Annotated in this window: 5 protein-coding genes and 2 pseudogenes; 1 reads left to right on the top strand and 6 read right to left on the bottom strand. The window is 40.5% G+C overall.

Annotated features, from left to right (window positions below; genetic code table 11):
- From AC1DPZ_RS19725 to AC1DPZ_RS19710, 4 genes and pseudogenes are all read right to left on the bottom strand, one after another.
- A pseudogene (locus AC1DPZ_RS19725) lies at nucleotides 1-299 on the bottom strand (4-hydroxy-tetrahydrodipicolinate reductase); the annotation flags it as partial.
- Between the two features lie 43 nt (nucleotides 300-342).
- Entirely contained in the window at nucleotides 343-1,020 is a 678-nt protein-coding gene (locus AC1DPZ_RS19720; RefSeq protein ID WP_477406581.1) for a DUF5683 domain-containing protein, read from the bottom strand.
- A 262-nt stretch (nucleotides 1,021-1,282) separates the two neighbouring features.
- Entirely contained in the window at nucleotides 1,283-2,203 is a 921-nt protein-coding gene (locus AC1DPZ_RS19715; RefSeq protein WP_477406579.1) for a ParB/RepB/Spo0J family partition protein, read from the bottom strand.
- A gap of 4 nt (nucleotides 2,204-2,207) precedes the next feature.
- The gene (locus AC1DPZ_RS19710) at nucleotides 2,208-3,011 is read right to left on the bottom strand and encodes a ParA family protein (RefSeq protein ID WP_477406577.1); all 804 of its coding nucleotides are present in this window, start codon (nucleotides 3,009-3,011) and stop codon (nucleotides 2,208-2,210) included.
- Nucleotides 3,012-3,322: 311 nt separating this feature from the next.
- On the opposite strand from AC1DPZ_RS19710, the gene AC1DPZ_RS19705 reads away from it, so the two are divergent.
- The gene (locus AC1DPZ_RS19705) at nucleotides 3,323-3,844 is read left to right on the top strand and encodes an NADPH-dependent FMN reductase (RefSeq protein ID WP_477406575.1); all 522 of its coding nucleotides are present in this window, start codon (nucleotides 3,323-3,325) and stop codon (nucleotides 3,842-3,844) included.
- Nucleotides 3,845-3,914: 70 nt separating this feature from the next.
- Here the strand turns inward: AC1DPZ_RS19705 and AC1DPZ_RS19700 are convergent, their stop codons facing one another.
- On the bottom strand, nucleotides 3,915-5,882 hold the full coding sequence (locus tag AC1DPZ_RS19700) for a gliding motility-associated C-terminal domain-containing protein (protein WP_477406573.1): 1,968 nt from the start codon (nucleotides 5,880-5,882) through the stop codon (nucleotides 3,915-3,917).
- A 266-nt stretch (nucleotides 5,883-6,148) separates the two neighbouring features.
- A pseudogene (locus AC1DPZ_RS19695) lies at nucleotides 6,149-6,358 on the bottom strand (hypothetical protein); the annotation flags it as partial.

Below are 6,358 nucleotides of genomic sequence, written 5' to 3'. Positions count from 1 at the left end.
GCATACATCAATGCGTTGTTACTGTCTTCGCATAGTCGCTTTATCTCGTCCAATTTATCGTACCAGCCAGTGGTACCCACCACAACAGGCACACCCGCATTAAAGCAATGCTCAATATTGCCCAAAACCGATGCCGGCATGGTGAACTCAATTACAGCATCGGCCTTTTGCAGATTTTCGGCAGTAAGCTCATGCTGGTTTTCATGATCAATAGTTAAAACAATTTCATGTTTGCGGCTTAGGGCTATCTTTTCGATAATCTTGCCCATTTTTCCATAGCCCAGTAACGCTATCTTCATTTTTAATATTTATTGAATTAACAGCTAAGATATAAATGTGCCGTTAAAACGTAAAGGTAACTTTTATACCCGGAATATAGGAACCAAACGCACTTTGAGCATAAACAGGCTGGTTAATAACGCTTGGCGTAATCCGCATAGAAAAATTATTATCAACCGTATAAGCATTTATAAATTTCGCATCAATATAAGCATCAATAGTTTGTATTCCCCATGCCCCCAAAATACCCAATATACTTAAATCGCGGTTGCGGCGATAGCTATCAAGCGCATCATATATATTTTGTGCTGGCACACCGGCATTTGTGTATGCTATATACTCTGCATAATACTTATCGGTTGGTTTGGGTGTTACCCCGTTTTTATAATAATGTGCCAGTACGTTAAATTGATTATAATACCCCTGGTTAAAGATCACTGCCGATGCCAATAAACCAATACCTCCATAAACGATAGGAACTTTCCACCAGCGGTGATTGTAAAGCTGCCCCCAACCMGGCACCATCAATGAATGCATTACTGCTTTATGCGGACTGTGGGTACTATCAGGATGGTATTCTTTCTCCTTTTTTATAGGCGGCGCAAATGAACCCGGGGCTGTACCCGATGCTTTTTTAAAAGTATCCTTTTTAGTTACCGATGCCGTATCTGCCTTTTGCTGCGCTTTGGCAGTAAAGGTAAAAGCCGCTAACATCCCAATAATTAACAAATATTTATACATTTATTATCAAGTATTAAGTAAACAGCAAACGGCTAATATTACAACAACCGCCCAGCTTTTACCTTATTACAAAGGTAATTTTTATCCCCGGATTACGCACCAACTATCAGCTTGTCTGTCAACTGAAGAATTRCCATCTAACCTGGTACATCTTAACTTGTTTACAACAAAATTATTATGGCTTATACGCAGCTAATAAATACAAAAACCGCGCATAACTTACTATTCGCGGTTTTTAGTTAATAAATATGGCATTGGCATTTTACCAATCCAGCATCTCAAGAATACGACCGAGGTCATCTTCTGACAGGAAAGGAATTTCAATTACCCCATTACCTTTGTTACCTACCTTAAGCGTTACCCTTGTACTAAACTTTGAAGCCAGATCGTCCTGAATTTTTTGCAGTTGGTATGATACCGGCTCGGGTTGTTTGCCCTCTTTTTTTACCGGCGCCTTTTGCATATCCCGAACTAATTCCTCAACCTTACGAACTGATAAACCTTGCTGAATAATATGCTGATGTAAATATAATTGTTTGGCAGGGTCATCAATAGTAATAAGCGCCTTGGCGTGGCCCATGCTAAGTGCACCATCGCGGATGGATGCCTGGATACTTGGTGGTAATTTTAATAAACGCAGATAGTTGGTAACTGTCGAACGGTTTTTACTCACCCTATCGCCCAGTTCTTCCTGTTTCAGGTTACATTCTTCAATCATCCGCTGAAAGCTGAGGGCTACCTCAATGGCATTCAGGTTTTCGCGCTGAATGTTCTCTATCAAGGCCATTTCCAGCATCTGCTGATCATTAGCTGTACGTACATAAGCCGGTATCTGGGTTAACCCGGCCAGTTTTGATGCACGAAAACGGCGTTCGCCGGATATCAGCTGGTATTTATGCGCATTGATACGCCTTACCGTTATTGGCTGTATAAGCCCTTGCAATTTAATTGAATCGGCAAGTTCATTAAGTGCCTGCTCATCAAAGTCGGTACGGGGCTGAAAAGGATTAACTTCAATTTCACTCAGGCGGATCTCATTAACCGAACCCAGGCTGTTAACCTCGGCGGCGGATGTTGATGCTTCCTGTTGTTTACTTTTATTTTGATATGGTTGTACGTTTACAGAATCATTCAACAGCGCACTTAATCCTTTGCCCAGGGCATTTCTTCTTTCACTACTCATTTACTTATACTGTTGCTGTAGCCGTTACTGCTTCGCTTTTTACAAGACCATTCTTTTGAATAATTTCGCGGGCCAGGTTTAAATAATTAATTGCCCCTTTACAGGTGGCATCGTGCATAATAACCGATACGCCAAAGCTTGGCGCCTCGCTTAAACGGGTATTACGCTGTATAATGGTGTCAAAAACCATATCTTCAAAATGCGTTTTCACCTCATCAACTACCTGGTTGCTCAGGCGCAGGCGCACATCATACATGGTTAATAATATACCTTCAATCTCTAATTGCGGGTTAAGACGCGATTGTACTATTTTAATGGTATTTAACAATTTACCCAAACCCTCCAGTGCAAAATACTCGCACTGTACCGGTATAATTACCGAATCGGCGGCGGTTAAGGCATTAATAGTTATTAAACCCAATGAAGGTGAGCAATCAATAATAATAAAATCATACTCATTGCGCACAGCTTCAAAAACCTGTTTCATTTTATACTCGCGGCCGCTCAGGTTAATCATCTCAATTTCGGCACCTACCAGGTCAATATGGGCTGGCAGCAGATCAAGATTCGGGGTTTCCGTTTTTTGGATCGCCTCATGAGGATCTACCTGGTTAATGATACACTCGTATATACTGTTCTTTATATTACGGGGGTCGAAACCTATTCCAGATGTTGAATTAGCCTGGGGATCAGCATCAACCAATAATGTTTTAAAATCTAATACGGCCAAACTTGCAGCCAGATTTATAGATGATGTAGTTTTTCCTACGCCACCTTTCTGGTTGGCTAAAGCAATAATTTTACTCATTCTATACGTTCAAAATTTGATATTATAATGATTTACAATAACGCAAAGTAGGTTCAGAAATTTCTACTTTCGTAAAGTTTTAATCTGGTGATAAAGATACGAAATTAAACAATTAGGAAATCCACAGGTTTAGTCAATTTACAAACATAATTAGTTATTGATTTACTGAATTTATTGAATTATTGATTGATGAATTAGCGATGCAATGCTAAAAGTCTTATCATATTTAAATAACTCTCATATTCAATAGTTTAAGCATTGAACGATCTGTCATTCAATAATTCAATAAATCTATAATTCAATAATTATACATGATAACTATAATAGCATCAACCAACCGACCAGGCAGTTCAACATTAAAGATGGCTAAATATTACCAGGAGCAACTGCGTGAAAAAGGTGTTGAAGCAAATTTGCTATCGTTAGAAGAATTGCCGCCCAACCTGCTGCAAACAGACCTTTATGGTAAAAGAAGCCCGGAGTTTGCCGCCATTCAAAAGATGGTAACTGATACCGATAAATTTATTTTTGTGATACCAGAATATAACGGCAGCTATCCGGGTGTGCTGAAGGTATTTATTGATGCCTGCGATTTTCCCGAAAGCTTTTATGATAAAAAGGCCGCGCTGGTAGGCATATCATCGGGCAAATATGGCAACATACGGGGGATAGATCATTTTACCGGTGTTTGTCATTATGTACACCTTAACGTAATGTCGCTAAAGCTGCATATAGCTGCCATCCATAAAGAATTTGACGGGGATAGCCAGCTGTTAACTGCCGATACATTAAAGTTCACCAACGAGCAGATAGATAAATTTATATTGTTTTAATGATTTTAACGATTGAAGGCGATTCCACCAATTGGAGTTTCCTTTATCCTTGCTCCAAAAGTCCTTGTTCCTATTTCACAATTAATACCCATCCTGATAGTTTGGGCATGCCATTTTTAAGATCTATAACATAATAATAAGTACCTGCTGGTAATACCGCGCCATTGTAGGTGCCTTTCCATGGGGTTGCATAGCCTGTACTTTTAAATACCTGTCGCCCATAGCGGTTAAATACGGTTATTATACTTTCGGGAAAAGCTTCAAGGGGCTCAATGTTCCAAAGATCATTATACCCATCGGCATTGGGTGAAAAGGCAGTTGGTATAATTATTTTATGATAAACTTTTATAAAAACACTGCTGGTATCCTCCCCGCAATTTTGTAATGAGCTTGCTTTAAGGTGATAAGTTATATCGCTGCCAGGGGTGGCAACCGGGTTAAGCACATTCGGATCACTCAGCCCGGTTGTGGGGGTCCAGCTGAAAATATTGGTGTTTTGAGCAATCGCGTTTAATATTACCGACTGGCCCTCAAATATTTTTTTATTACTCCCCGCATTAGCTAACGCCTTTCCTAATACATTTACGGTTACCGTTTTGGTATCGAAACAATTATTAGCATTGCCTACTGTAACCGTATAAATAGTAGTATCGGCCGGGTTAGCAGTTGGGCTGGCCGATGTGGGATCTGATAAACCGGTCGTGGGCATCCAGCTGTAACTCGTAGCTCCTGGCGCCGAGGCGCTGATGATTGTCGAATTCCCTATGCAGATAGTAGCGGTGCTGCTAACTGTAGTTACCGGCTTTAAATTGACAGTAACCGGGAATGTGTTTGAAGAAATAATACAACCTCCTGCCGAAGTTACATCAACAGAATAATTACCCCCGGCTGCCGCGGTAATATTTTCGAACAGCAGTGGGTTTTGGTTTTTGTTGGCTGAGGTTATCCCCGGCCCATGCCATTCATAAGCTATACCTCCAACAGCCTGTATGGATAATGCGCTGCCCTCACATACACTTTGCGAACCGATATCGGGTACCTGGGGATAAGGGTTTACTGTTATAGTTAGCGGCTCAGAAAATACGCGGCAGTTTGGCGAGCTTATGTTTGATCCCTCGGCAGCAGCCAGGCGATACCGGTAAACATTTAAATTATTATCAGATAATGTGAATGTATAATTATCGCCGGTTTCGCCTGCAATATCCACCCATCCATTACCATCGCTTTTATTTTGCTGCCACTGCGTTTTAGGATTGGTATAACCTTCTCCTATTTTTGATTTTATGATATATGATTGGGTTTCGCCAACACATTGGTTCCGGGGCTGATTGGCACCTACAGCAGTAAAACCAGTTTGGATAATTGGCCCGCAAGCCCTAAAGTTGATGTCGTCAAGCAGCAGATCATTACCTCCGCCCCCCGGCGCTTCATTGGTCATTTTCAAAACTACCTGGTTGGTATTTGGCGGAGTTTTAAAAAAGAAACTCTTGCGTATCCAATCAGTCCCGCTGTTCGATTCCATGATATCACCGGTAACCAAAGAGTCGAGTACCGTACCGTTAACGGTTTCTATAGTAAATTTAATATTTGGCCTAATAGATGATGAACCTGCCCTCATCAGGTTTAATATATATGCCGAAAATTCGTACTTGGTATTTTCACATAGCACCGCGGACGTGGTTTTTGTAAAAAATATACTTGGTGTATAGGATGCATTGATCAACATCATGTAACCATTGGGATCACCGGTATGATCATGTGTTACGTTCTGCCATGTTTCCGGATGGCAATTACCGGTAATACCGTCATATATATTGATTGCATTCACAATAGTATATGAACCATCGTTAGGACACCCGGTCCTGTACGACATATTAGTTATCTCGGCTGACAAAGCAGTCCCTGGATTTGATCCGGCTCCAAAAGTTTCACTAATAACGGGATCGCCCAAACTGCCCTCACAGGTTTGAGCTTTAACCCTGGTAAAAAACAGGGGAATAATTAGCAGTAAAAATAATTTCAGGGTATGCAGCCGCATTAATCGATTTAACTCAAAAGCTTTCTTCCAAAAATATATTTTTTTATTGATGATTATGCATAATCGGCACATAAATACATCACATCCAAATACTTAAAACCCGGCTATTGTCAAAAATACACTATGGGTTAAAAAAGTTAATTAGCAGGCGGAGTCGCCTATATTAAAAATGCAAAGCTTCAGATTGTCATACCCGAAACGAGTTCGATTCTGTATTTCCGGATTTGACAACTGTTAACGGCTATGTTAGGTTTTAGCAGGCCCTCTTACTCCCTCTTATAATCCTTATGCACTATCAAAAAGCTGGCACGTTCTTCTTTGTGGAAAGGAATGTTCCAATTACCCTGGTAAGTGATTTTAGTGGGTAGCAGCTGGTTATTAAAGTTATTAAGCTCGATGTTCATCTGCACATTAAAATCGAAAAACATGTTGCTGAATTTCATGTCGATGTAGCGGCCAAGGATTTCAAATGAGCG

The organism is Mucilaginibacter sp. P4_G9, from assembly GCF_056400985.1.
Note: the sequence above shows the minus strand (reverse complement) of the source record. Positions and strands in the feature narration are given on the sequence as shown.